Origin of the sequence: Streptomyces sp. NPDC057486 (genome assembly GCF_042802415.1) — a bacterium.
In the GTDB taxonomy this organism is placed as follows: Bacteria; Actinomycetota; Actinomycetes; order Streptomycetales; family Streptomycetaceae; genus Streptomyces; species Streptomyces yanii.
This window is the reverse complement of record NZ_JBHVEE010000006.1, coordinates 35,528-59,558: the sequence shown is the minus strand read 5'-3', so window position 1 is coordinate 59,558 and position 24,031 is coordinate 35,528. Positions and strand designations below refer to the sequence as shown.

Below are 24,031 nucleotides of genomic sequence, written 5' to 3'. Positions count from 1 at the left end.
GGCCGGGGCACGTGCACCGGGGAGCTATGAGCGGCCCTCCCGAAGGTACGTACCCCGGCAGACCGCGAGACGTGCAACCGCAGTGACGTAGTGCAGCAGTGTCGAGGAACACCCAGGAGCTTCGGCTCCCGCAGACGCCCGGCCGGATCCCGTGGGGGGAATCCGCTCCGGGATATGGGAAGCGCCTCGCTGTCGGCCCGTGGGGGGATCGATGGCGGGGCGCTTCTCGCTCTCGGGGCCCGGCCGGGTACGCAAATCGCCCCGGACACCGCGCTCTGTGCGAAAGCGCGGTACGCGGGGCGAAGGCAGCCCGGCCGCTGCGGCCGGGGCGGTGCAGAGGGTGCTACGGGATTCAGCGACCCTCGACCGGGACGAAGTCGCGCAGGACCTCGCCAGTGTAGATCTGGCGCGGGCGGCCGATGCGGGAACCCGGCTCCTTGATCATCTCGTGCCACTGGGCGATCCAGCCGGGGAGCCGGCCGAGCGCGAAGAGCACGGTGAACATCTCGGTCGGGAAGCCCATGGCCCGGTAGATCAGACCCGTGTAGAAGTCCACGTTGGGGTAGAGGTTGCGCGAGACGAAGTACTCGTCGGAGAGCGCGTGCTCCTCCAGCTTCAGCGCGATGTCGAGCAGCTCGTCGGACTTGCCGAGCGCGGACAGCACGTCGTGGGCCGCAGCCTTGATGATCTTGGCGCGCGGGTCGAAGGACTTGTAGACGCGGTGGCCGAAGCCCATCAGCCGGACGCCGTCCTCCTTGTTCTTCACCTTGCGGATGAAGGAGTCGACATCGCCGCCGTTGGCCTGGATGCCTTCGAGCATCTCCAGCACCGACTGGTTGGCGCCACCGTGCAGCGGGCCCCACAGCGCCGAGATACCGGCCGAGATCGAGGCGAACATGTTCGCCTGCGAGGAACCGACCAGACGCACGGTGGAGGTCGAACAGTTCTGCTCGTGGTCCGCGTGCAGGATGAGCAGCTTGTCGAGCGCGGAGACGACGACCGGGTCCAGCTCGTACTCCTGGGCGGGGACCGAGAAGGTCATGCGCAGGAAGTTCTCGACGTACCCGAGGTCGTTGCGCGGGTAGACGAAGGGGTGGCCGATCGACTTCTTGTACGCGTACGCGGCGATCGTCGGCAGCTTGGCCAGCAGGCGGATCGTCGAGAGGTGGCGCTGCTCCTCGTCGAACGGGTTGTGGCTGTCCTGGTAGAACGTGGACAGCGCGCTGACGACCGAGGACAGCATGGCCATCGGGTGGGCGTCGCGCGGGAAGCCGTCGAAGAACCGCTTGACGTCCTCGTGCAGCAGCGTGTGCTGGGTGATCTCGTTCTTGAAGGTCGAAAGCTCGTCGACCTTCGGAAGCTCACCGTTGATGAGCGTGTACGCGACCTCGAGGAACGTCGAGCGCTCGGCGAGCTGCTCGATGGGATAGCCGCGGTACCGCAGGATGCCCTGCTCACCATCGAGGTAGGTGATGGCGGATTTATACGCGGCGGTGTTGCCGTATCCGCTGTCCAGCGTCACCAGGCCGGTATTCGCCCGGAGCTTCCCGATGTCGAAGCCCTTGTCGCCGACGGTGCTGTCGATCACCGGGTAGGTGTACTCGTCATCGCCGTACCGCAGTACTACAGAGTTGTCGCTCACGTCATCCCTCACCGACGTAGTGCCTCTTCTTCGAGGTTCCCTGACTGTCTCCACCCTCCCCCATTTGGCTCAGGAGAGTGCACTCGGGGTCGTCCATTGGACCTACTGGCGGCACTCAGTGCCGCCAACTTACTCATCCTGCCCCCTTGACTCCGGTTCCGGAAGGGCCTCGTGATGTTTGCCACCGATTTGATCGATCATTTTTTCCGCTGATCCTCCGCCCGACCCTCCGCGCAGCCGGTAATCCAGCGCCGTACAGCGTCTGCCTGCGGAAACCGTGCGGACCGCCTGGCCGATCGCCTGCCGGGAGCCGACCAGCACGACGAGCTTCTTGGCCCTCGTCACGGCCGTGTACAGCAGGTTCCGCTGGAGCATCATCCAGGCGCTCTTGGTGACGGGGATGACGACGGCCGGGTACTCGCTGCCCTGGGAGCGGTGGATCGTCATGGCGTACGCGTGTGCCAGCTCGTCCAGCTCGTCGAAGTCGTACGGGATCTCCTCGTCCTCGTCGGTGAGGACCGTCAGCTGCTGTTCATCGAGGTCAAGGGCGGTGACGACGCCGACCGTGCCGTTGAAGACGCCGTTCTCCCCCTTGTCGTAGTTGTTTCGGATCTGGGTGACCTTGTCGCCGACCCGGAAGACCCGGCCCCCCATCCGCTTCTCCGGCAGGTCGGGGCGGGCCGGGGTGATGGCCTGCTGCAGCAGTCCGTTGAGCGTGCCCGCGCCGGCCGGACCGCGGTGCATGGGGGCGAGGACCTGGACGTCACGCCTCGGGTCGAGGCCGAACTTGGCCGGAATACGGCGGGCGGCGACGTCCACCGCGAGGACGCCCGCCTCCTCCGTCTCGTCCTCGACGAAGAGGAAGAAGTCGTTCAGGCCCTGGGTGAGCGGCGGCGTCCCGGAGTTGATCCGGTGGGCGTTGGTGACGACTCCGGACTGCTGGGCCTGGCGGAAGATCGTCGTCAGCCGGACCGCGGGAACGGGTCCGCCCTCGGCGAGCAGGTCGCGCAGCACCTCCCCCGCGCCGACCGAGGGCAGCTGGTCGACATCCCCGACGAGCAGCAGATGGGCACCGGGTGCCACCGCTTTGAACAGCTTGTTGGCGAGCAGCAGATCGAGCATCGACGCCTCGTCGACGACGACGAGATCGGCGTCCAGCGGACGGTCCCGGTCGTAGGCCGCGTCCCCGCCGGGCTTCAGCTCCAGCAGCCGGTGCACGGTGGACGCCTCGGCGCCGGTCAGCTCGGACAGCCGCTTCGCGGCCCGCCCGGTGGGCGCGGCCAGAACGACCTTCGCGCGCTTGGCACGGGCCAGCTCGACGATGGAGCGAACGGTGAACGACTTGCCGCAGCCGGGTCCGCCGGTCAGCACAGCGACCTTCCGGCTGAGCGCGAGCCGTACGGCCGCCTCCTGCTCGGGGGCGAGCGTCGCCCCGGTACGACCGGCGAGCCACGTCAAGGCCTTGCCCCAGTCCACGTCCTGGAAGGCCGGCAGCCGGTCCTCGGGGGTCCGCAGCAGCCGCTGCACCTGCGCGGCGAGAGCGACCTCGGCGCGGTGGAACGGTACGAGGTAGATCGCGGTGATCGGCTCGCCTCCCTCGGGCGACGGCACCTTCTCCCGTACGACGCCCTCCGGATCCTCGGCCAGTTCGGCGAGGCACTCGATGACCAGCCCCGTATCGACCTGGAGCAGCTTGACCGCATCGGCGATCAGCCGCTCCTCCGGGAGGAAGCAGTGCCCCTGGTCGGTGGACTGCGACAGCGCGTACTGCAGCCCCGCCTTGACCCGCTCCGGACTGTCGTGCGGGATGCCGACCGCCTGCGCGATCTTGTCCGCGGTGAGGAAGCCGATGCCCCAGACGTCGGCGGCCAGCCGGTAGGGCTGGTTCTTCACGACGGAGATCGAGGCGTCCTCGTACTTCTTGTAGATACGGACGGCGATGGAGGTGGAGACACCCACACCCTGGAGGAAGACCATCACCTCCTTGATCGCCTTCTGCTCCTCCCAGGCGGCGGCGATCATCTTCGTCCGCTTCGGGCCGAGCCCCGGGACCTCGACCAGCCGCTTCGGCTGCTGCTCGATGATGTCGAGCGTGTCGACGCCGAAGTGGGTGGTGATCCGGTCGGCCATCACCGGCCCGATGCCCTTGATCAGTCCGGAGCCGAGGTAGCGGCGGATGCCCTGGATGGTGGCGGGCAGCACGGTCGTGTAGTTCTCCACCGTGAACTGCTTGCCGTACTGGGAGTGCGAGCCCCAGCGCCCCTCCATCCGCAGCGACTCCCCGACCTGCGCACCCAGCAGCGAACCGACGACGGTCAGCAGATCACCCGCACCCCGACCCGTGTCGACGCGGGCGACCGTGTACCCGTTCTCCTCGTTCGCGTAGGTGATCCGCTCCAGGACCCCTTCGAGGACGGCCATGTTGGACATGCCTCGACGGTATCGGGCGCCACCGACACTCCACACGCCGAGTCACGGACCCACGCGGTGGGACAACTGCCGCGGACATGGCGCCGCTCGGTGTGCAGCAGCCGGTCGCCGACCGCGAGATCGCCTGCGCGTTCGGCGGCGAAGCCGATGAAGGCGGCCCGGGAGACGGCCTCGGTGCCCGGGAAGCCTCTTGGGAGTGGGAGCTGCTCCTCTCAGATACGACTGCCGGAGGCGGTGTCCGACGACAGCCGTTGGGCGAGATAGATCGGTATGACGGAGAGCAGGACCAGGACGGCGGCGACGACGTTGACGACGGGTGCCTGTTGGGGCCGGGCCATGTTGGAGAAGATCCAGACGGGGAGGGTCTGGACGCCGGGCCCTGCGGTGAAGGTCGTCACGACGATCTCGTCGAAGGAGAGCGCGAAGGCGAGGAGCCCGCCCGCGACGAGCGCGGAGCGCACCAGCGGGAAGGTGACGTCGACGAACGTACGGAAGGTGTGCGCCCCGAGGTCCATGGCGGCCTCCTCGTACGATCCGGGCATCCGGCGCAGCCGGGCGATCACGTTGTTGAAGACGACCACGATGCAGAAGGTGGCGTGTCCGACGATGACGGTGAACAGGCCGAGGCCCACGCCGAGCGGTTCGAGGACCGTGCGGAAGGCGGTGTTGAGCGCGACGCCGGTGACGATGCCGGGCAGCGCGATCGGCAGGACGACCACGAAGGAGATGGCCTCGCGCCCGAAGAACTTGTAGCGCTGGCAGGCGAAGGCGACGAGCGTGCCGAGGACCAGGGCGATCGCGGTCGCGCCGAGCCCGGCCTTGAGTGAGGTCCACAGCGCGCCGCGGGCGCCGGAGCTGTGCCAGGCATCGACCCACCAGTCGAAGGTGAGTCCGGGCGGCGGCCAACCCGAACTACGGTCCGGGTTGAGGGAGTTGATGAGGACCAGGAGCAGCGGGACGTAGATCACCGCGAAGCCGAGCCCGGCGGCGATGCGCACGGTGATGCGTGCGGGGCGGGAGAGATTCATCGTAGGGACCTTCGCTGTACGTGATGCGATGCGGACCGTCAGAGGCTGCTGAGGGCTCCGGTGCGCCGCACCGCGAGCAGATAGAGCACGATGATGACCACCGGCACCGTGCCGAGCGCGGCGGCCAGCGGCAGATCCAGAGTGATGTTGGAGTAGATGAGGTTGCCGATGAGCTGGGTCTTGCCGCCGACGATCTGTACGGCGATGTAATCGCCGAGGCTGAGCGAGAAGGTGAAGACCGAGCCGGCCGCGACGGACGGAAGGACCATCGGCAGCACCACGGCGCGGAAGGTTCTTCCGGTGCGGGCGCCGAGGTCTGCGGAGGCGTCCAGGATGTTGGCCGGCAGCTGCTCGAGTCCGGCATGGATCGGCAGGACCATGTACGGCAGCCACAGGTACGTCAGCACGAGGACGGTCGCGGTCAGACCGTAACCGGGCCCCTTGATGCCGAGTGGCCCCAACAGCCATTCCAGCAGGCCGCCCTGGGCGAGGATGAGACGCCAGGCGTACGCCTTGACGAGGTAGCTGGCCCACAGCGGAGTGAGGATCGCCACGACGAGGAGCGGCCGCCACCTGGGCTGCGCGACGCGGGCCGTGTAGAAGGCGACGGGGAAGGCGATCAGGACACACAGCGCGGTGACCGCCAGGGCGACGCCGACACTGCGCAGGGCGACCTGCCGGTAGACGTCGGTGGTGAACAGCGCGGTGAAGTTGTCCGTGTTCCAGATCTTCACCACGTTCGAGGTGAAGGCGTCCGTGGTCCAGAACGCGGACAGGAACAGCACGGTGAGGGAGCCGAGGTAGGCCAGGACGAGCCAGGCCAGCGGCGCGGAGAGCAGCAGGGACAGCTGCAGCCGGGGGCGTCGGTGCAGGATCCCGGCGAGCCGTCGGACGGGTCCGGCGGCGTGCGCGGTGTCGGTCATCGGTGGGTGACCCTCAGCCCTTGATCCCTGTCCAGGCCTGGACCCACTTGGCGTACGGCACGCACGTGGTGTCCGTGCGTCCGTCCACGCACTGCGGGATGGGCGTGGTCCAGAAGTGAACCTGCTTCCAGTACGACTCATCGGCCGCGTGATACGTGGTGCAGTGGTTCTTGTCGGCGGTCTCCGCACAGGCCTCGGCGTTGGAGGGGGCCTCGCCGAAGTACTCGGCGACCTGGGCGTTCACCTTCGGGGAGACGATCCAGTCCACCCACTTGTAGGCGCAGTTCGGGTGCTTCGCCTTCGCGGAGATCATCCAGGTGTCGGACCAGCCGGTGGCGCCCTCCTTGGGAAGGACGGCCTTGACCGGGACCTTCTCGGCCTGGGCGGTGTTCAGGATGACCTGCCAGCTGGTGCCGACCACGGAGTCACCGCTCTTGAAGGCGGAGACCTCCTTGAGGTAGTCGCTCCAGTACTCGCCGACGTTCGCGTTCTGCTCCTTGAGCAGGGCGACCGCGGCGTCGAACTGCTTCTGGTCCAGGGCGTACGGGTCCTTGATGCCGAGGGACGGCTTGCTCTTCATCAGGTACAGGGCGGCGTCCGCGATGTAGATGGGCGAGTCGTACGCCGTGACCTTCCCCTTGTGCGCCGAGGACTTGTCGAAGACCGCGGACCAGGAGTCGGGTGCCGGGGAGACGCTCTTCGTGTTGTACATGAGGAGATTGGCGCCACGGCCGTGCGGGATGCCGTAGGAGACACCCTTGACCGAGTTCCACTGCTGGTCCTTGAGCCCGGAGAAGACGTCCTTGTAGTTGGGCACCAGCTCGGTGTTGACGGGTGCGGCGTCGCCGGACGCGATCAGGCGCAGCGACGCATCGCCGGAGGCCGAGACCGCGTCGTACTGGCCGGTCTTCATCAGGCTGACCATCTCGTCGGAGGTGCCCGCGGTCTTGGTGTTGACCTGACAGCCGGTCTGCTTCTCGAAGTCGGTGACCCAGTCGACCTTCGGGTCGTTCGAGCCGTCCTCGGCGTAGCCCGCCCAGGCGATCAGGTTCACCTGCCCCTCCGTCTTGCCGAGGGACTTCTGCGCGGCGAGCTTGGGCGGGGTGAAGGCGCCGCCGCCGGACGACGTCCCGGCGGTGTCCGAAGAACCGCAGGCGGCGGCAAGGAGCAGGGCGCCGAGCGCGGCCGCTGCTCGGGACGTTCGGTTCAGACGCACAGGGGTCTCCACGGAAGGGGGAAAGGGCGGGGAAGGGTTGTGCGGGTGCATACGGTCACCGGGCTTCAGCGGCCCGGGAGTTGTGTTGCGCGTGTCCACGCGGTCACCGGGTCCCAGGGACCCTGAAGTTGTGCCTTTGGTGCCACTCGAGCGTGACCCGGGAGCCGCGGAAGGCGGCGACGTCCTCGGACGAGGTCTCCAGGTTCTGCTGGAGGGCGGTGAGCCGGCCGCCCGCGTCGAGGTCCACCAGGAAGCGGGTGGCGTCCCCCAGGTAGACGACCTCCGCGACGGTGCCGGTGGCACGGGAGTGGCGCGGCTCGTCGGCGAGTGCTGATTCCTTGAGTACGCGGATCTTCTCCGGCCGGATGCTGTACGTCGCCCGGTCGCCCACGACCTGCTCCGCGGCGTCGTCGGTCAGCAGGTTCGACGTACCGACGAAGCCGGCGACAAACGGCGTGGCGGGACGTTCGTATATCTGGGCCGGAGTGCCGACCTGCTCGACGCGCCCCTGGTTGAAGACCGCGATCCGGTCGCTCATCGTCAGCGCCTCCTCCTGGTCGTGGGTGACGAAGACGAAGGTGATGCCGACCTCGCGCTGGATCGCCTTGAGCTCGACCTGCATCTGCTCGCGCAGCTTGAGGTCGAGGGCGCCCAGCGGCTCGTCGAGCAGCAGCACCTTCGGTCGGCCGACCAGCGCGCGGGCCAGCGCGACGCGCTGGCGCTGGCCTCCGGAGAGCTGGGACGGGCGGCGGGTGCCGAAGTCCGCGAGACGCACGCTCGCCAGAGCCTCCCTGGCCTGCTTCAGACGCTCGGGCTTGGGCACTCTGCGGACCTTGAGGCTGTAGGCGACGTTCTGCTCCACGGTCATGTGCGGGAAGAGCGCGTAGTCCTGGAAGACGGTGTGCACGTCGCGCTCGAAGGGTGCCAGCCGGGTGACATCGGAGCCCGCGAGCTCGACGGTTCCGCTGGTGGGGGCCTCGAACCCGGCGATCATCCGAAGCACCGTGGTCTTGCCGGAACCGGACGGTCCCAGCATCGAGAAGAACTCGCCGTCCGCGATCTCCAGTTCGACTCCGGCCACGGCCTCCGTCCTGCCGAACGTCTTGCGCAGGTTCTGCAGCCGAATGGCCATTCCCTCCATGGGCGGGAACCTTTCTGGTGCTGTCGGGAGTTGGCCGTAAACATATGAAGTCATAGTTCTAATTTCAAGGCCCCGCTAAGGTAAAGGCTGTGCCAACTCTGGCAAGGTGGTGATCGTGAACCGAGACAAACCCGGCGCCCGCAGAGTCGTCTTCACACCCGTCGACACCCTGGCCCGCGTGGACGCCGTCGTGCGGCGGCTCGGTGACGCCATCGACCTCGGGCTGCTCGCCGACGGCGAGCAACTCCCCGGCGAGACCGACCTTGCGGCCCAGCTCGGCGTCTCCACCGTGACTCTGCGGGAGGCCCTGATGGCGCTGCGGCAGCAGGGGCTGGTCACCACCCGCAGAGGGCGTGGCGGAGGCAGCTTCGTCACCGTGCCCGAGGGCCCCGCGGAGGACCGGCTCCTGGCCCGTCTCGCCGAGTGGAGCACCGAGGAACTCCGCGATCTCGCCGACCACTGGGCGGCCGTGTCCGGGACCGCCGCCCGGCTCGCGGCCCAGCGCACCGAGCCCGACGATCTGCGGCAACTGCGCAGGTCTCTGGGAGAGTTGGTGGACGCCAAGGACTCCGGGACGCGCAGTCGCATTGTCGGGCGCTTCCATGTCGAGCTGGCCGCGGCCGCCCAGTCCGCCCGGCTGACCAGGGAAGAGGTCACTCTCCAGACCGAACTGGGGGCGCTGCTGCGCCTCCCGCTCGGCGAGGACGAGCATCTCGAGGACTCCGTGGATCGTCACCGCGCCGTAATCTCGGCCGTGCATGATGGGGCGGATGACCGCGCCCGGACCCTGGCCGAACAATGCGTGCAGGCCTCCATGGCGCGCCTGATCGAACTCCGCCTCGGCTCTGCCGACGGTGCGCGCGGTCCACGCCCGAAGGAGGCCCCCGATGGACAGCAGTCCCCGTCCCGCAAGCGAGGCCGGACCGGTCCTGCGTGACGAGTTGACCGTCGCCGACGCGGCCGCCCGTGTCCGTGACGCGCTCGAAGGAGTCTTCGACGCCGTGGCCGGGACTGCTGTGGACACCGAGGCGGTGCTCGCCCCGGCCGTCGCGGACGGCCACCGTCCGGTCTCGGCCGATCTGGCCGCACTCCGCCCCGGCCTGCATGCCCGCCTCGCCCAGTACGAACTGGTCTCGGGGCTCGGCTTCGTCGCGGCGCCAGGACTGCTCGACGACGTACCGGCGTGGCTCGAGTGGTGGCAGACCGCCGTGGACGGGTCCGTACATCCGCTGTTGCTCGACCTGGACCCGGAGCACTCGATGTACTCCGACTACACCCACTGGGACTGGTACACCCTGCCCCGCGACACCGGGCAGCGGGCCGTCGCCGGGCCGTACGTCGACTACCTCTGCTCCGACGAATACAGCCTCACTCTCTCCGCACCGGTGACGGTCGGAGGGCGCTTCATGGGGGTGACGGCTGCCGACGTCTACCTGCGGCACTTCGAATCGGTCGTCATGCCCCTGCTCCAACGCCTGCCGGAACCCGCCCGCCTGGTGAACGCACGCGGCCGGGTCGCCGCCTCCACCGATCCTCACCATCTGGTCGGCTCGCTCGCCAAGGACCCGATTTTCGCGACGGTACTGACCGGCCGCACCACCGGCATCGAACACGGCGGACTCCAACTACGGCCCTGTGACGGCGTTCCGCTCATCCTGGTGACAGCGAATCCCGCCGCGCCACACTCCGCGTAGGAGGAGGCCGGACCTGAGCTGCCGGCACTCATGCTCGAGGACGCCCGGCTCGCCGGGGAGCGGCCGTCGTTCCGCCGGACGGCCTGGCCGCGCGCAGGCAGCCGTCCCTATGACGCTGCGCCGACCGGTGCCGTCGCCGCATTCCCGACCCGGCCCGACAGCGCCCCTTTTCGCGGAGGACCGCCCATGCCTTTCCGTCGGATCGCCGCCCTTGCAGCAGTGTCCGTGTCCGTACTGCTGTTGACCTCCTGCGGCAGCAGCAAGGTGCACGGCACCATAACCGAGAAGGAGTACAAGTCGGCCCGCACCACGTGGACGACCGAGCCGGTCACGAAGAAGCAGTGCACCACGGCCCGGAGCAACGGCAAGACCAAGAGGTCGTGCCGAACGGTGCGGACCGGCACCCACCGTGTCTCGCACCGGCATCCGGCGTGCCGGCAGATCGAGCTGGACGACGACGCGCACGAGCTGTGCATATCCAAGAGCCGGTGGGACAAGGTGCGTGTCGGCGACCGGTGGTGACCCGCCGGGACCCGTGCCGCGGCGCCGACTCGGTCCGGCTCGACACTCCTGACCCAGGTAGCCCCTGACTCCGTCCAGCAGCCGATGGGTCACCCCCGCTCGCACACGGGGCCAGGCAGATCCGCAGCCGGCTGCCTCGGACGAGCCGGATGGCGCGGAGAGGCTCGGCACCCAGCCCCTCGACTCCCCCGGCCGCTTTGAATGGGCCGACCGCGCTTTCATTACCTTGCGCTTTTTATTCATTACGCGTGGCGAAGCGAATAGAGGCTCTTCGGTCGGTGCAGGGCAATATATCCATGTCCGTTTTGGGAGGATTTAACACTTCTGTCATGTGACGTGGACGATATGGTGTGCGTCACCATGATACGACTTAGTAGGGCAAAGAGCCCTCCTCCTGGCCCGTTTGCGGCCATTTCGGACACTGTTGCCCATTCCCTGTACGTATCCCGATAGTAATGAGGGTCATTGACCGGAACTTGAACCCCGTTTAAGAATTCTTGGCATCCCCACGGAAGAGGTAATTTCCGATGCAGATCTCCGCGATGTCCAAGAAGTTCGCTCGCATGACCCAGACCAAGAAGATCTCGCTGGGCATGGCCGCCGCCGGCGCCGCAGTCGTCGCCGGTTCCCTCGTCAGCGCCCCGGCCGCCTCGGCCGCCACCCCCGCCCGGGCCGGCGGCAACGTCAACACGTGGATCAACCAGTCACTGGAGATCATGCGGGCGCAGGGCATCCCGGGCTCCTACAACGGCATCTACAAGAACCTGATGCGCGAGTCCTCCGGCAACCCCAACGCCATCAACAACTGGGACTCGAATGCCGCCAAGGGCATCCCGTCCAAGGGTCTGCTCCAGGTCATAGACCCGACCTTCAAGGCGTACCACGTCCCCGGCACCTCGTGGAACATCTACGACCCGGTCGCCAACATCACCGCCGCCTGCAACTACGCGGCCCACCGCTACGGCTCGATCGACAACGTCAACTCGGCCTACTGATCAGCCTGCGACGAAGCCGGACTCGGCGGCCACCGAGCCGGCCCGGTCCGGTCCGACCGGGCACAGCAGTCGTAGAAGATGGGCCCGGCAAGACGAAATGGGGTCCGGTCGGAAGACCGGACCCCTCTCGCTTTCCCCCTCCGTCAGGGCTTCCCGATCCCCCCGGATCCCTCCCGGAAGCGCCCGACGCAACATACGACCCGGCAGGACGCGGAAGGGTTGCGTCCCTTTGCGATGTCTTTACCCGCCGCGTCGCATCTGCTCTCAGCAGGCGTGCTCGACGTACCGCGCCGCGACCTCCGCGAGGACTTCGGCGCCGTCGCGCGCCCACAGGTCCTCGTTGAAGATCTCCACCTCGATCGGTCCGTCGAAGCCGGTGGCCTCGACCATCGCGCGGAATGCGCGGAAGTCAACGCTCCCGTCGCCGAGTTGACCCCGTCCGAGGAGTACCCCCGCCGGGAGCGGGGTGATCCAGTCCGCCAGCTGGAACGAGTGGATACGGCCGCCCTCCCCCGCCCTCGCGATCTGTGCGGCCGCCTGGTCGTCCCACCAGATGTGGTACGTGTCGACGACCACACCGACCTGCTCCGCCGGGAAGCGCTCCGCGATGTCCAGTGCCTGGGACAGGGTGGAGACGACACAGCGGTCCGAGGCGAACATCGGGTGCAGGGGTTCGATCGCCAGGCGCACGCCGCGTTCCTGCGCATACGGGCCCAGCTCGGCAAGCGCTTCCGCAACGCGTTCGCGGGCGCCGTGGAGATCGCGGCTGCCGGACGGGAGACCGCCCGATACCAGGACCAGGGTGTCGGTGGACAGGGCCGCCGCCTCGTCGATCGCCGCGCGGTTGTCGTCCAGGGCCCGGGCCCGTTCGGCCGGGTCGAGCGCGGTGAAGAAGCCGCCCCGGCAGAGGCTGGTGACGGTCAGGCCCGCGACCTTCAGAAGCTGCGCGGTGCGCTCGACCCCGTACTCCTGGACAGGGCCCCGCCACAGGCCCACCTTGTCGATGCCCGCCTTGACGCACCCCTCGGTGAGCTCGGGCAGCGACCACTGCTTGATGGTCTCCTGGTTGATGCTCAGGCGCGACACATCCGTCACCGGGCACCTCCGTCGACCGTGAGCAGGGCGCGCATCCGGGATTCGGCCAGCTCCGGGTCGGGGAACAGGCCCAGCCGGTCGGCGAGTTCGTACGCCTTCGCCAGGTGGGGCAGCGAGCGGGCGGACTGGAGCCCGCCGACCATCGTGAAGTGGTCCTGGTGGCCTGCCAGCCAGGCCAGGAAGACCACGCCCGTCTTGTAGAAGCGAGTGGGCGCCTGGAAGAGGTGCCGGGACAGCTCGACCGTGGGGTCGAGGAGGTCACGGAAGCCCTTCACGTCCCCGGTGTCCAGGACGCGTACCGCGTGGGCGGCCAACGGGCCGAGCGGGTCGAAGATGCCGAGCAGGGCGTGGCTGAAGCCCCGGTCGTCGCCCGCGATCAGCTCGGGGTAGTTGAAGTCGTCGCCCGTGTAGCAGCGGACCCCGCCGGGAAGACGGCGGCGTACGTCGATCTCACGCTCGGCGTCGAGGAGCGAGATCTTGATGCCGTCGACCTTGTCGGGGTGCTCGGCGATGACCTTGAGGAAGGTGTCGGTGGCGGCGTCGAGGTCCGATGAGCCCCAGTAGCCCTCCAGCGCGGGATCGAACATCGGGCCGAGCCAGTGCAGGACGACCGGCTCCGAGGCCTGGCGCAGCAGGTGTGCGTACGTCTCCAGGTAGTCCTCGGGGCCGCTCGCCGCGGCGGCGAGGGCGCGGGACGCCATCAGGATGGCCTGGGCACCGCTCTCCTCGACGAGGGTGAGCTGCTCCTCGTACGCGGCCTTCACCTCGGCGAGCGTGGCGGGCCCTGCGGGGAGCTGGTCGGTGCCGACGCCGCATGCGATCCGGCCGCCGACGGCCTTTGCCTCGGCGGCGGAGCGGCGGATGAGCTCGGCGGCGCCGGCCCAGTCCAGCCCCATGCCGCGCTGGGCGGTGTCCATGGCTTCGGCGACGCCGAGACCGTGCGACCACAGATGGCGGCGGAAGGCGAGGGTGGCGTCCCAGTCGACGGCCGCGGGGTCGTCGGGGCTGATGTCGGCGTACGGGTCGGCGACGACATGGGCGGCGGAGAAGACCGTACGGGAGGCGAGCGGAGCCCCGGCCGGTGCGAGTTCGAGCGGGGTGGTTCGGGGTTCGTACGGGCCCTGCGGGAGGTGGATCGTCACAGCGTCAGCTCCGGTACGTCCAGGCGTCGGCCCTCGGCGGAGGACTTGAGCCCGAGCTCGGCGAGCTGGACACCGCGGGCGCCGGCCATCAGGTCCCAGGTGTACGGCTCGTCGAGCACGATGTGGCGCAGGAAGAGCTCCCACTGGGCCTTGAAGCCGTTGTCGAAGACGGCGTTGTCCGGGACTTCCTGCCACTGGTCGCGGAACGACTCGGTGACCGGGAGGTCGGGGTTCCAGACCGGCTTGGGGGTGGCCGAGCGGTGCTGGACGCGGCAGTTGCGCAGTCCGGCAACGGCGGAGCCGTGCGTTCCGTCGACCTGGAACTCGACGAGTTCGTCGCGGTTGACGCGGACGGTCCAGGAGGAGTTGATCTGGGCGACGGCGCCACCGGCCAGCTGGAAGATGCCGTAGGCGGCGTCGTCGGCGGTGGCGGGGTAGGGCTTGCCCTGCTCGTCCCAGCGCTGCGGGATGTGCGTCTGGACGTGCGCCTGAATGGTCTTGACCTGGCCGAACAGCTCGTGGAGCACGTACTCCCAGTGCGGGAACATGTCGACGACGATGCCGCCGCCGTCCTCGGAACGGTAGTTCCAGGAGGGGCGCTGGGCCTCCTGCCAGTCGCCCTCGAAGACCCAGTAGCCGAACTCGCCGCGCACGGAGAGGATCTCACCGAAGAAGCCGCCGTCGATGAGGCGCTTCAGCTTCAGCAGGCCCGGCAGGAAGATCTTGTCCTGGACGACGCCGTGCTTGATCCCGGCGTCCTTGGCGAGGCGGGCCAGCTCCAGTGCGCCCTCGACGTCCGTCGCGGTGGGCTTCTCGGTGTAGATGTGCTTGCCCGCGGCGATCGCCTTCTTGATCGCTTCGACGCGGGCCGAGGTGACCTGGGCGTCGAAGTAGATGTCGATGGTGTCGTCCGCGAGGACCGCGTCGAGGTCGGTCGACCACTCGGTCAGACCGTGCCGGTCGGCGAGTTCCTCCAGCGCATGGGCGCGGCGGCCGACGAGGACGGGCTCGGGCCACAGCACCTCGCCGTCGCCGAGGTCGAGGCCGCCCTGCTCGCGGATCGCGAGGATCGAGCGCACCAGGTGCTGCCGGTATCCCATGCGACCCGTGACGCCGTTCATGGCGATGCGCACTGTCCTGCGTGTCACGAAGTTCCCTCCATACAGCCGTAGCAAGCGCTTTCTATGCGGTATGACGCTAGCCTGCCGACAGCGGCCCGGACAAGAGGGCTCCGTCCAAAACCCTCGGAGGAAGCGATGACAGTCACCCTCGCGGACGTGGCGGCTCGCGCCCGGGTGTCGCCCGCCACCGTGTCGCGTGTGCTCAACGGCAACTACCCGGTGGCGGCTTCCACCCGGGAACGGGTGCTGCGCGCGGTGGACGACCTGGACTACGTACTCAACGGACCGGCCAGCTCGCTCGCCGCCGCCACGTCCGACCTGGTCGGCATCCTGGTCAACGACATCGCCGACCCGTTCTTCGGGATCATGGCCGGGGCGGCGCAGACCGAGATCGGCGGGCCGGGCGACGGCTCCGGGCGGGCCGGGGGCGAGAAGCTCGCCGTGGTCTGCAACACCGGTGGCTCCCCCGCACGCGAACTCACCTACCTCACCCTGCTCCAGCGTCAGCGCGCCGCGGCCGTCATTCTCACCGGCGGCGCGGTGGAGGACCCGGCGCACCAGGCGGCAATGGCGGCGAAGCTGGCGAAACTCGCGGACGCCGGGACCAAGGTGGTGCTCTGCGGGCGGCCCCCGCTGCCCGAGGGCGAAGCGGTCGTGGCGGCGCTCGCCTTCGACAACCGGGGCGGCGGCCGACGCCTCACCGAGCACCTGCTGACACTCGGCCACCGGCGGATCGGCTATGTCGCGGGCCCGGTGGAGCGGACGACGACACGCCACCGGCTGGAAGGGCACCGCGACGCGATGGCGGCGGCGGGCCTGTACGGCGACGACACAACCGTGGAAGGGCGTCTCGCGAACGGCCGGGACGAGGATCGTCTCACCGTCCACGGTCCGTACGACCGCCGGTCGGGTTACGACGCGACGCTCGAACTCCTGCGCCGCGAACCGGAGGTGACGGCGATCGTCGCCGCCAACGACACCGTGGCTCTGGGCGCGAGCGCAGCGATCCGGGACCGCGGTCTGCGTATCCCCGAGGACATCTCCGTGGCCGGTTTCGACGACCTGCCGTTCTCGGTGGACGCGGTCCCGGCCCTGACGACCGTACGGCTGCCGTTGTTCGAGGCGGGGGCGCGGGCCGGCCGGCTGGCGATGGGCAAGGAGACCCCGCCGCCCGGAGGCATCGCGACGATCGCGGCGGAGCTGATGGTGCGGGGGTCGACGGCGCCGCCGCGGAAGTGACGCGTCCGGGTTCCGCTCCCCGGTCCGGGGTACTCGTACCGCGTGCCGTGGGCCGATGATGTGCGGGCCGCTGTCCGGTCCGTACGGCGCAGGGGCAGGTACCGACGGAAGGAACACGCACGTGAAGCTCGCTTTCTCGACCCTCGGAGTACCGGGGATGCCGATCGCCGACGTCATCCGGCTGGCCGTCGACCACGGCTACCAGGGGGTGGAGCTGCGCGCCCACCCCGAGGAGCCGGTGCACCCGGGGCTCTCCTCGGCCGAACGCGCCGACGTGGCCGAGGAGTTCAAGAAGGGCGGCGTCGAGATCCTGACCGTCGCCGGGTACGTCCGGGTCGCCGCCGAGGGGGACGACCAGCCGGTACTGGACGAGCTCGCCGGGCTGGTGGAGCTGGCGCGGGATCTGGGCGCCTCCCACGTCCGGGTCTTCCCCGGCGGCGGCGGGCTGGACCCGGAGGTGGCCGATGCGAACGCCGCCCGCCGACTGGGCGCCGCCGCCCCCTACGCCGCCGACCTGGGCGTACGGATCCTGCTGGAGACCCATGACTCGCACCGGGCCGGTGCCGACGTGGCCCGGATCGCCGGGACGGTCGGACACCGGCAGGTCGGTGCGCTGTGGGACATCATGCACACCTGGCTGGCGGGCGAGGAGCCGGTCGCGAGCCATGCGGTGCTCGCCCCGCACCTGGGATACGTACAGGTCAAGGACATCGCGTCGGCGGAGGACACCGAACCGCTGGCGCTCGGGGCCGGGGTGCTGCCGCTGGGTGCCTGTCTGGACACGCTGGACGCGGACAGCTGGGTCTGCTGGGAGTACGAGAAGCGCTGGCACCCGGAGGCGGCCGAACTGCCCGGGCTGCTGAGCGCGGGACGGGAGCATCTGCTGCGGCTGGGTGCACCGAAGGAGTAGCAGGAGCCTGCGGTGGAGGACTCCCGGGAAGCAGGGCTTCCCGGGAGTCCTCCGTCATGTCCGGGTTCTGCTGCCGGTCCGCCGACGGCATCGCCGGTGAAACCAGTGCCCCTCCCGGCAGGCTTCGCCCCGTCGCACCGCCCGGCACGCGCGCTCCTCATGGGGCAAACATTGCCGGTCGAGGCACTAGGTCCTGGCCGCAGAGGGAGCCGGATTCGGCTCCGGCGCCCCCTCCGGGGCCGGATCGTCGTCGGGCCCACCCGTCGCACGCGTCCGGCGCGTCCCCGCCAGTGACGTGAGCGCCACTCCGCCCACCAGCAGCGCCGCAGCGCACCACCGCAGCGGACTCACCGACTCGCCGAGGAACAGCGCGGCCGAGGACATCCCGAAGACCGGGACGAGCAGGGTGAACGGGGCCACGGACGACGCCGGGTGGTGGCGCAGCAGGAAACCCCACGCCCCGAAGCCGAAGACCGTGGTGATCCAGGCGACGTAGACGATGATGCCGATGCCGCTCCAGTCCAGTGCGGCCAGCGCGTCGGCGTCGCGGTCCCAGCCCTCGAAGAGGAGGGAGAGACCGAGCAGCGGCAGGACGGGCACGGTCGAGACCCACACCATGAAGTTGAGGGAGTCGGGCGGGGCGGCCTTGCGGGTCAGGACGTTCGACACGCCCCAGCAGGCCGCCGCCGCGATCACCAGCACGAAGGCGAGCACGGGGCCGCTCGCACCCTCGTCCACCGCCGCGACCCCGATACCGGCCAGTGCGATCCCCATCCCCGACATCCTTGCTCCGCCGGGCCGTTCGCCGAGCGCCACGGCCGCGAAGAGGGCCGTGAAGACCGCCTGGACCTGGAGCACGAGGGAGGACAGACCGGCGGGCATTCCGCGGTCCATGCCGATGAACAGCAGACCGAACTTCGCCACGCCCAGGACCAGCCCGACGCCCACGATCCACTTCCACGCGACCTTGGGCCGCCCGACGAGGAAGACCGCGGGCAGCGCCGCGACCAGGAAGCGGAGGGCGGAGAAGAGCAGCGGCGGAAAGTGCCCGAGGCCGACCTCGATGACGACGAAATTGACGCCCCAGACGGCAGCCACCAGGGCGGCCAGGGCGATGTGAAGGGGACGCATGGAGCGAGGATCACCCGCCGGGACCATGTAGCACCAGCGCGGATTTCTTCATGGTGAAATTGAGCATCGCTAATGAATCAGGAAGGTCCGGGAGGTTCCGGTGCTCGATCTGTCCCGGCTGCGCGCACTGCACGCCATCTCCGTCCACGGGTCCGTCGCGGGCGCCGCGGCCGCGCTCGGCTACACCCCGTCGGCGGTCTCCCAGCAGATCACGAAGCTGGAGCGGGAGACCCGCACGACGCTGCTGGAGCGGCGCGGGCGCGGTGTCGCGCTCACCGAGGAGGCGCTCCATCTCGCCGCCACCGCCCAGCAGTTGCTGGCAATCGTGGAGCGCGCCGAGACGACGCTCGAGGAGCGCCGGGGGCTGCCGACGGGGCGACTGTCGATCGGCGCCTTCGCGTCCGCGGCGCGCGGTCTGCTGCCCGGCGTGCTGGCCGAGCTGGACCGGGACCACCCCGCCCTGGACGTGCGGCTGACCGAGGTCGACCCTCATCTGTCGGTCGATCTGGTGGCCAAGGGCGTGATCGATCTCGCTGTCGCGCACGACTGGGACATCGCGCCGTTGCCCGCCCCCGAGGGCATCGCGCAGGCGGTGATCGGTGACGACCGGTGCGATCTGCTGGTGCCGGAGGGGCATCGCCTCGCCGGGCGGGACGCGGTGCGGCGCGAGGAGTTGGCGAAGGAGCGGTGGATCTGTCAGCCGCCGGGGACGGTCTGTCACGACTGGCTCGTACGGACGCTGCGGGCGGCGGGTTACGAGCCGGACATCCGGCACCAGGCGGAGGAGAACCACACCCAACTGGCTCTGCTCGCCGCCGGCCTCGGGGTCGCGATGATCCCGCGGCTGGGGCGGGGACCGCTGCCGGCGGGAGTGGTGGCGGTGCCGCTGGACCCCGTACCGGTGCGGCGGCTGTACGCGTTGTGGCGCACGGAGGCGGCCCGGCGGCCCGCGATCACGGTGGCGGTGGAATCGCTTCAGGCGCGGGGGGCGGGGGCGGGTCTGAGGTAGGGGCCGCGGAGGGCTTCGAGGGTGCGGGCCTGTGGCCATGGGCCTGCCTCGAGCACCGAACGGGCCGAGCCGGATCGCACGTCACCAAGCCGATTATCGGACCGCCCCCTTGACTGGAAGTTACTTTCTAGATATTCGTGCCCTTTGGAAGTTACTTTCACCGCCCCCCTCTCCCCTGAGCACGGCCGAAGGAGCTCACGTGCACCACCGCACCTCCAGACGCACCCTCCTCACCGCCACCGCCGTGACCGCCGCAGCGGTTGCGACCGGTGCGGTCTCCGCCCCCGGGGCATTCGCCGCCTCCGCAGCCTCCTCCGCCCCCGGCACCGAGCGCCTCAAGCAGCTCATCTCCCGGATGAGCCTGGAGGAGAAGGTCGGTCAGCTCTTCGTGATGCGGGTGTACGGGCACTCCGCCACCGAGCCCGACCAGGCCGACATCAACGCGAACATGGCCGAGATCGGGGTCCGTACCGCCGCCGAGATGATCGCCAAGTACCACGTCGGCGGAATCATCTACTTCGCCTGGGCGCACAACACCCGCGATCCGCACCAGATCGCCGACCTCTCCAACGGCATCCAGCGCGCCGGTCTCGCCGGTCCCACGCCCCTGCCGCTCCTGATCTCCACCGACCAGGAGCACGGCATCGTCTGCCGCGTCGGCGAGCCCGCCACGCTGATGCCGGGTGCGATGGCGCTCGGTGCCGGCGGTTCGCGTTCCGACGCGCGCCGGGCCGGCCAGATCGCGGGCGCCGAGCTCGCCGCGATCGGCATCAACCAGAACTACGCCCCGGACTCCGACGTCAACGTCAACCCGGCCAACCCGGTGATCGGCGTACGGTCCTTCGGCTCCGATCCGCAGGCCGTGGCCGGGATGGTCGCCGCGCAGGTGAAGGGGTATCAGAGCGCCGGGATCGCCTCGACGGCCAAGCACTTCCCGGGCCACGGCGACACCAGCACCGACAGCCACACCGGCCTGCCCTACATCCACCACTCCCGCGACCAGTGGGCCGAGCTGGACGCGCCGCCGTTCCGCGCCGCGATCGCCGCGGGCATCGACGCGATCATGACCGCGCACATCGTCGTTCCCGCGCTCGACGCAGCCGAGGACCCGGCGACCCTGTCCCGGCCGATCCTCACCGGCATCCTGCGCGAGGAGCTCGGTTACGACGGTGTCGTGGTCACCGACTCGCTCGGCATGGAGGGGGTGCGCACGAAGTACGGCGACGACCGCGTGCCCGTCCTCGCCCTGCAGGCGGGTGTGGACCAGCTGTTGAACCCGCCGAGCCTCGACGTCTCCTGGAACGCCGTTCTGGCGGCCGTGAAGAGCGGCGAGATCAGCGAGTCCAGGATCGATGAATCGATCCTGCGCATCCTGCGGCTGAAGGCGAAGCTGGGGCTGTTCAACGACCCGTTCGTCAGCCAGGAGGGCGTGGACCGTGCCGTCGGCACCCGGTCGCACCTCGCCGCCGCCGACCGGATCGCGGAGCACACCACCACGCTGCTGGCCAACACCGGTGCGGTGCTGCCGCTGTCCCGCCGCTCCCACAAGAACCTCCTCGTGGTCGGCGCCGATCCCGCCTCCCCGTCCGGCACCACCGGACCGCCGACCACCACCCTCGCCGGCGCCTTCACCGAACTGGGGTACGCGGCGACCGCAGTGTCCACCGGCACCGCGCCCAGCCAGGCGAAGATCGCCGAGGCGGTGGCGGCCGCACAGGGCAAGGACGCGGTGATCGTGGGGACGTACAACGTCTCGGCAACCAGCTCCCAGCGCACCCTGGTCAGCGCCCTCGTGGCGACCGGCGTCCCGGTGATCACGATCGCGATCCGGAACCCGTACGACATCGCCCAGCTGCCCGCCCACGCGGCGAGCCTGGCCGCGTACTCCTGGACGGACGTCGAACTGCGCGCCGCGGCCCGGGTGATCGCGGGCCGCGCCGAACCGGAGGGCCGACTGCCGGTGCCGGTGCAACGGGCGGACGATCCGACGAAGGTGCTGTACCCGGTCGGCTACGGCCTGACGTACTGACCCGACGGGCTACGCGCGCGTGCCGGGCCCGAACCGCACGGTTCGGACCCGGCACGCACCACACCGTGCCGGCCTTCTACGGCCGCAACGCGGGGCCCTGCCTGCGCTCGCTCGTCAGGTCCCGCTTGTCGAGCCGCGCGTCGTACGGCGCGAGCGGCTTCGCCTTGGCCGGGTCCGACTGCACGGCGGCCGGGGCGACGCCCGCCCAGCGAAGGATGTCGGCAGTCGCCTTCGCCTTCTCGTCGGCGGCGAGACCGGCCACATTGGAACCGTGGTTGCCGCCGGCCACCGTGTAGACGTGGCTGTCATGGGCGCCGCTGCCGAGGCGGAAGCGCTCCGCACCCCACGGGTCGTTCTCCCCGTACACCCACATCATCCGGGTGGCGTTGTGCCTCACCCAGGTGTCGACGTCCCGCATCGCCGACGGCTGGAACGTCATCGGGATGGAGCTCGGCACGAAGTTGCGCGGCGGCTGGTATCCGTAGCGGCTGAGATTGCCGAGCCACGGCTGCTTGATGTCCGGCGAACCGAGCTGGGTGCCCGCCTGGTAGTAGTACGGCGTGTACCGCTCCAGGCCCTGGTCCACATAGGCGGAGAAGCCCGAGATGGTGTCGATCGAGTCCCAGATCGCCTGGTCGGGCGCGGTCTTGGCATCGGCGGGAATGGTGTCGCAGTCGGCGAGCAGGCTGTACTGCCAGTACGCCCAGACGTAGTCCATGACGACGGCCTCGTACGCCTTGTCGAGGGATCCGACGGTGTTGAAGGTGTAGCCGTTGGTGTCGGCGTACTCCTTGTACTTCTTCTCCAGCGGCTCGCGGCGGATCAGCGCCTCGCGCTGCACGCCCTCCAGCCGGTCGCGGCACTCCTTCGTGCCGACGTTCTCGAAGAACCGGTCGTATGCCGAGTCCTCCTTGTTGACCACGTCGTTCGGCGCGACGTACGCGACGACGCCGTCCATGTCCTTCGGGTAGAAGCGCTCGAAGTACGTGGCGGTCATACCGCCCTTGGAACCGCCGGTGCTCAGCCAGTTCTCGGTGTAGATCTGCTTCAGTGCGGTGAAGACGCGGTGCTGGTCGCTGGCCGCCTGCCAGATGTCGAGCTTCGACCAGTCGGCCGGGGCGGGGCGGGACGGGGTGAAGAAGCGGTACTCCATCGAGACCTGGTTGCCGTCGACGATCCGGGTCGGCTCGGAGCGGCTGGGGTTCGTGGAGACGTTGTACCCGCCGGTGTAGAAGACCGTCGGGCGCGAGGTGTCCTTGTGCAGCAGGGTGATGCGCTGCTGGAACGTGCCCTTCGACGGGTTCCGGTGGTCGATCGGCTGGGTGTAGTTGAGAACGAAGTAGCGGTAGCCGGCGTACGGCTTCTCCTCGATCAGACTCATCCCGGGTATGGCCAGGATGCGGTCCTTGATGTCCGCGGTCGCATCGGCGGAACTGTCGGACCCGACGGACCGGATCGCGGTCGCGTCCGCGGCACTGGCCGCACCGACGGAGGCACCCGTCGCGCTCACCGTGCCTATGAGCACCGCGAGCGAAAGGAAACCTCTGAGCGCCTTGCGCATGCACCCTCCCCGGGAATTTCACCTGGATTCACAAGATTCATCGCGAATCTAGCGGTGCAACACCCGGCTGACCAGCCCCTCCTGTCACTTCGTCAGAATTATCAGCAGAGTATCCAGCCCGTGGCGCCGGATTTTCCGGCGACGGAACCCGCGGCCCGGACACATCGGTGCAGTGCGTGGACGGTCACCCGGCCGGTCTGCTTGGTGAACCTGCCGCTGTCGGCGACGGGCCGGCCGCCACGCGCCTGGATCATGACGGACATCTTGCGGCGCGGGCCCGGCTTCTTCGCGACCGTGATCGCGCAGGCGTAGGAGCGGCTCCTGAAGATGCGCACCTCACCCGTGGAGAACGTCACTGTCTTCGCGAGCCGTCCGCCGCAGGACGATGCGGCGTCGGCGCTGCCGGCCCCGGGACCGCCGAGCACCAGCCCGACAGCGGTCACCAGCGCCAGTACGAACACCTGGACCAGTGCACGCCGTCCGGTACCGCCGCCTCCGGCGGTTTTCGCATTCCTGTTCCCCAGCAGTTCCCTCACCCCATCGAACGCTCTCGCCCCCGCGCGGCTCATACGCGCACATGCGTACGACGCGAAGGGCCATCCGAAGGTTGCATGCGGCGCGCTCCGCATACCGCGCAACCGAACCTCCACACCATGGGTCCAATAGGGCAGAGTCATACGAAAGGTAGGAACTGTCGTGCTCCAACTCCGCAAGGCGCCCGGCTCGCGCGGCCGCCGCAGCGTCGGCCGCACCCTTCTCGTGACCGCTCTCCTGGCCGCCGCCTCCGTGGTCCCTGCCGCCGCTGCCGCGCCGCAGAATCCGGCGCGCGCGACGCAGATGCGCAGCACCCACTCCGCCCCCGCCCATCAGCAGGTGGCCCACTTCTACGGCGCCTATATCGACGCGGTCACGGCCGAGGGCGGCGGCAAGCTCGCCACCGCCCTCCGGTCGTTCTACCTGACGCCCGGGCTCCGCTCACAGCTGCGCACCTGGGAGGCGCGCAACCACGCGGACGGGGTGCTCCGCGCCCAGAACACACCGCTCGCCGTCCAGGTGACAGCGGGCGACAGCGGCGCCGGTCACACCTGGTCGAAGGTGCGGCTGACCTGGAGCGGCGGCAAGCATCCCGTGTACACGTATCTGACCGTTCAGCCGGACCTGCAGACCGGCAAGATCTCCGGCATCCGCTGAGACCCGCGGTTC

General features: G+C 69.3%; 21 protein-coding genes. 9 read left to right on the top strand and 12 right to left on the bottom strand.

Annotated elements, in window-relative coordinates; all coding sequences use genetic code 11:
* Positions 1–352: 352 nt before the first annotated feature.
* The 6 genes from ACFU6I_RS05150 to ACFU6I_RS05125 form a co-directional block, all read right to left on the bottom strand.
* Positions 353–1,642 carry a citrate synthase gene (locus tag ACFU6I_RS05150; RefSeq protein ID WP_327246261.1) on the bottom strand — a complete coding sequence of 430 codons (1,290 nt, stop codon included), beginning with the start codon at positions 1,640–1,642 and terminating at the stop codon, positions 353–355.
* Positions 1,643–1,771: 129 nt separating this feature from the next.
* Complete coding sequence (locus tag ACFU6I_RS05145; RefSeq protein ID WP_384361746.1) at positions 1,772–4,072, bottom strand: ATP-dependent RecD-like DNA helicase; 2,301 nt, start codon at positions 4,070–4,072, stop codon at positions 1,772–1,774.
* A 212-nt stretch (positions 4,073–4,284) separates the two neighbouring features.
* Positions 4,285–5,100: an ABC transporter permease gene (locus ACFU6I_RS05140; protein ID WP_384361743.1), complete on the bottom strand. Its 816-nt coding sequence runs from the start codon at positions 5,098–5,100 to the stop codon at positions 4,285–4,287.
* Between the two features lie 38 nt (positions 5,101–5,138).
* Positions 5,139–6,023, bottom strand: coding sequence for an ABC transporter permease (locus tag ACFU6I_RS05135; protein ID WP_384361740.1), 885 nt, complete (start codon positions 6,021–6,023; stop codon positions 5,139–5,141).
* A gap of 13 nt (positions 6,024–6,036) precedes the next feature.
* The gene (locus ACFU6I_RS05130; RefSeq protein WP_384361737.1) at positions 6,037–7,239 is read right to left on the bottom strand and encodes an ABC transporter substrate-binding protein; all 1,203 of its coding nucleotides are present in this window, start codon (positions 7,237–7,239) and stop codon (positions 6,037–6,039) included.
* A 103-nt stretch (positions 7,240–7,342) separates the two neighbouring features.
* A complete protein-coding gene (locus ACFU6I_RS05125) occupies positions 7,343–8,380 on the bottom strand; it encodes an ABC transporter ATP-binding protein (protein WP_384361734.1) in 1,038 nt (345 codons plus the stop codon).
* Between the two features lie 115 nt (positions 8,381–8,495).
* Here ACFU6I_RS05125 and ACFU6I_RS05120 point away from each other — a divergent pair, with 115 nt between their 5' ends.
* The 4 genes from ACFU6I_RS05120 to ACFU6I_RS05105 all read left to right on the top strand — a co-directional run bounded on the left by ACFU6I_RS05120 (position 8,496) and on the right by ACFU6I_RS05105 (position 11,591).
* Positions 8,496–9,317, top strand: a complete 822-nt coding sequence (locus ACFU6I_RS05120; RefSeq protein WP_384361731.1) for a FadR/GntR family transcriptional regulator — start codon at positions 8,496–8,498, stop codon at positions 9,315–9,317.
* Positions 9,268–10,074, top strand: coding sequence for a cache domain-containing protein (locus ACFU6I_RS05115; protein ID WP_384361728.1), 807 nt, complete (start codon positions 9,268–9,270; stop codon positions 10,072–10,074). The genes ACFU6I_RS05120 and ACFU6I_RS05115 overlap by 50 nt, the downstream gene beginning before the upstream one ends.
* A 186-nt stretch (positions 10,075–10,260) precedes the next feature.
* Complete coding sequence (locus ACFU6I_RS05110; RefSeq protein ID WP_384361725.1) at positions 10,261–10,596, top strand: hypothetical protein; 336 nt, start codon at positions 10,261–10,263, stop codon at positions 10,594–10,596.
* 527 nt (positions 10,597–11,123) lie between these two features.
* The gene (locus tag ACFU6I_RS05105) at positions 11,124–11,591 is read left to right on the top strand and encodes a transglycosylase SLT domain-containing protein (protein WP_384361722.1); all 468 of its coding nucleotides are present in this window, start codon (positions 11,124–11,126) and stop codon (positions 11,589–11,591) included.
* Positions 11,592–11,855: 264 nt separating this feature from the next.
* On the opposite strand, the gene ACFU6I_RS05100 is transcribed toward ACFU6I_RS05105, so the two are convergent.
* Genes ACFU6I_RS05100 through ACFU6I_RS05090 form a run of 3 tightly spaced genes read right to left on the bottom strand, consistent with a single transcriptional unit; the run spans position 11,856 to position 14,976 of the window.
* On the bottom strand, positions 11,856–12,686 hold the full coding sequence (locus tag ACFU6I_RS05100) for a sugar phosphate isomerase/epimerase family protein (RefSeq protein WP_384361719.1): 831 nt from the start codon (positions 12,684–12,686) through the stop codon (positions 11,856–11,858).
* Complete coding sequence (locus ACFU6I_RS05095) at positions 12,683–13,828, bottom strand: dihydrodipicolinate synthase family protein (RefSeq protein ID WP_384361716.1); 1,146 nt, start codon at positions 13,826–13,828, stop codon at positions 12,683–12,685. Before ACFU6I_RS05095 ends, ACFU6I_RS05100 begins: the two co-directional genes overlap by 4 nt.
* Positions 13,825–14,976 (bottom strand): Gfo/Idh/MocA family protein, encoded by a 1,152-nt coding sequence (locus tag ACFU6I_RS05090; protein WP_384361713.1) that lies wholly within the window; start codon positions 14,974–14,976, stop codon positions 13,825–13,827. Before ACFU6I_RS05090 ends, ACFU6I_RS05095 begins: the two co-directional genes overlap by 4 nt.
* 108 nt (positions 14,977–15,084) lie before the next feature.
* Here ACFU6I_RS05090 and ACFU6I_RS05085 point away from each other — a divergent pair, with 108 nt between their 5' ends.
* A complete protein-coding gene (locus ACFU6I_RS05085; protein ID WP_384361710.1) occupies positions 15,085–16,188 on the top strand; it encodes a LacI family DNA-binding transcriptional regulator in 1,104 nt (367 codons plus the stop codon).
* Between the two features lie 121 nt (positions 16,189–16,309).
* Positions 16,310–17,098, top strand: a complete 789-nt coding sequence (locus ACFU6I_RS05080) for a sugar phosphate isomerase/epimerase family protein (RefSeq protein ID WP_384361708.1) — start codon at positions 16,310–16,312, stop codon at positions 17,096–17,098.
* Between the two features lie 186 nt (positions 17,099–17,284).
* Here ACFU6I_RS05080 and ACFU6I_RS05075 read toward each other — a convergent pair whose 3' ends face one another.
* Positions 17,285–18,229 carry an EamA family transporter gene (locus ACFU6I_RS05075; protein ID WP_384361705.1) on the bottom strand — a complete coding sequence of 315 codons (945 nt, stop codon included), beginning with the start codon at positions 18,227–18,229 and terminating at the stop codon, positions 17,285–17,287.
* Positions 18,230–18,329: 100 nt separating this feature from the next.
* Between ACFU6I_RS05075 and ACFU6I_RS05070 the strand changes: the two genes are divergently transcribed.
* The gene (locus ACFU6I_RS05070; protein WP_384361703.1) at positions 18,330–19,238 is read left to right on the top strand and encodes a LysR family transcriptional regulator; all 909 of its coding nucleotides are present in this window, start codon (positions 18,330–18,332) and stop codon (positions 19,236–19,238) included.
* A 199-nt stretch (positions 19,239–19,437) separates the two neighbouring features.
* A complete protein-coding gene (locus ACFU6I_RS05065) occupies positions 19,438–21,267 on the top strand; it encodes a glycoside hydrolase family 3 protein (RefSeq protein ID WP_384361700.1) in 1,830 nt (609 codons plus the stop codon).
* A gap of 76 nt (positions 21,268–21,343) precedes the next feature.
* On the opposite strand, the gene ACFU6I_RS05060 is transcribed toward ACFU6I_RS05065, so the two are convergent.
* Both ACFU6I_RS05060 and ACFU6I_RS05055 read right to left on the bottom strand, forming a co-directional pair.
* Positions 21,344–22,828: a S28 family serine protease gene (locus ACFU6I_RS05060; RefSeq protein ID WP_384361698.1), complete on the bottom strand. Its 1,485-nt coding sequence runs from the start codon at positions 22,826–22,828 to the stop codon at positions 21,344–21,346.
* A 101-nt stretch (positions 22,829–22,929) separates the two neighbouring features.
* Complete coding sequence (locus tag ACFU6I_RS05055) at positions 22,930–23,289, bottom strand: hypothetical protein (protein WP_384361695.1); 360 nt, start codon at positions 23,287–23,289, stop codon at positions 22,930–22,932.
* Between the two features lie 235 nt (positions 23,290–23,524).
* Here ACFU6I_RS05055 and ACFU6I_RS05050 point away from each other — a divergent pair, with 235 nt between their 5' ends.
* On the top strand, positions 23,525–24,019 hold the full coding sequence (locus tag ACFU6I_RS05050; protein WP_384361693.1) for a hypothetical protein: 495 nt from the start codon (positions 23,525–23,527) through the stop codon (positions 24,017–24,019).
* Positions 24,020–24,031: the final 12 nt, after the last annotated feature.

What these genes read in the sequence shown, in the direction of transcription:
- ACFU6I_RS05145 (WP_384361746.1), bottom strand. Translation starts at nt 4,072, where the DNA reads ATGTCCAACATGGCCGTCCTCGAAGGGGTCCTGGAGCGGATCACCTAC.
- ACFU6I_RS05110 (WP_384361725.1), top strand. Translation starts at nt 10,261, where the DNA reads ATGCCTTTCCGTCGGATCGCCGCCCTTGCAGCAGTGTCCGTGTCCGTA.
- ACFU6I_RS05105 (WP_384361722.1), top strand. Translation starts at nt 11,124, where the DNA reads ATGCAGATCTCCGCGATGTCCAAGAAGTTCGCTCGCATGACCCAGACC.
- ACFU6I_RS05135 (WP_384361740.1), bottom strand. Translation starts at nt 6,023, where the DNA reads ATGACCGACACCGCGCACGCCGCCGGACCCGTCCGACGGCTCGCCGGG.
- ACFU6I_RS05060 (WP_384361698.1), bottom strand. Translation starts at nt 22,828, where the DNA reads ATGCGCAAGGCGCTCAGAGGTTTCCTTTCGCTCGCGGTGCTCATAGGC.
- ACFU6I_RS05125 (WP_384361734.1), bottom strand. Translation starts at nt 8,380, where the DNA reads ATGGAGGGAATGGCCATTCGGCTGCAGAACCTGCGCAAGACGTTCGGC.
- ACFU6I_RS05085 (WP_384361710.1), top strand. Translation starts at nt 15,085, where the DNA reads ATGACAGTCACCCTCGCGGACGTGGCGGCTCGCGCCCGGGTGTCGCCC.
- ACFU6I_RS05140 (WP_384361743.1), bottom strand. Translation starts at nt 5,100, where the DNA reads ATGAATCTCTCCCGCCCCGCACGCATCACCGTGCGCATCGCCGCCGGG.
- ACFU6I_RS05115 (WP_384361728.1), top strand. Translation starts at nt 9,268, where the DNA reads ATGGACAGCAGTCCCCGTCCCGCAAGCGAGGCCGGACCGGTCCTGCGT.
- ACFU6I_RS05075 (WP_384361705.1), bottom strand. Translation starts at nt 18,229, where the DNA reads ATGCGTCCCCTTCACATCGCCCTGGCCGCCCTGGTGGCTGCCGTCTGG.